Origin of the sequence: Faecalibacillus sp. MSK20_93, from assembly GCF_020589945.1 — a bacterium.
GTDB lineage: Bacteria > Bacillota_I > Bacilli_A > Erysipelotrichales > Coprobacillaceae > Faecalibacillus > Faecalibacillus intestinalis.
Window position 1 is genome coordinate 1 of sequence record NZ_JAJDKA010000152.1, and the last position, 702, is coordinate 702.

At 44.7% G+C, this 702-nt stretch carries 1 protein-coding gene; it reads right to left on the reverse strand.

What is annotated here, in order from left to right:
- Nucleotides 1-702: ATP-binding protein (locus LJD34_RS16090; RefSeq protein WP_227360373.1), on the reverse strand; the 702-nt coding region annotated here is incomplete at both ends.

A 702-nucleotide genomic window follows, 5' to 3' on the forward strand; every position in this document is an offset into this window, starting at 1 on the left:
AGTCCTGCAATAAGCATTGTCCGTTCTCCAAATCACGCAAGCGTTTCTGGTTGTTCTCGTCGTCCTTGTCAATGCCGAAAAATTCTAAGGTCTGCTTTATCTCGTTGATGTCAGTAGAACGAAAGGCAAACTTCAAACCGATGTTGTTTTTCAGACTTTCCTTTGACACGTCCCCAGAAGATTGTGTAACGAAATAAACGCCTGCCTGCATAGCTCGTCCAGCACGAACCAGCTTGTTAGAGAGTGTTTCTCCTTGTGCCACATTTAAGAACGCCCACGCTTCGTCCAAATCGACAATCTTAAAAATGCTTCTGTCCGAATGGATAAAATCAAGGGCAAAGGTACTAATCACAATCAGCATAGACACCGACAATAATTCAATGGTCGTGTATTCCTCAAAGGCTGTGTCCTTATCTGGCAGTACAAGGTCTGCTACTTGAATGATGTTGAGCTGGTTATCCAGACTGATTGCATTTTCTACCGTCCCGTCTGAAAACAGCAGGTGTGCAAAATCATAGTCCGTGAAGCTGTCGATATGGTCTGCGATATTGCGTGAGATTGCGGTATCTTCCTTTCTCAATTCCTCAATAACGTGCAACAGCCCTCTATTTTCACTCTGGGTAACGGAGCGTACCGCCTTACGAAGTACGGGGAATTTTTCGCCGTCCCTAGAGGAAATACCCGTAAGGAATGTCAAAATGT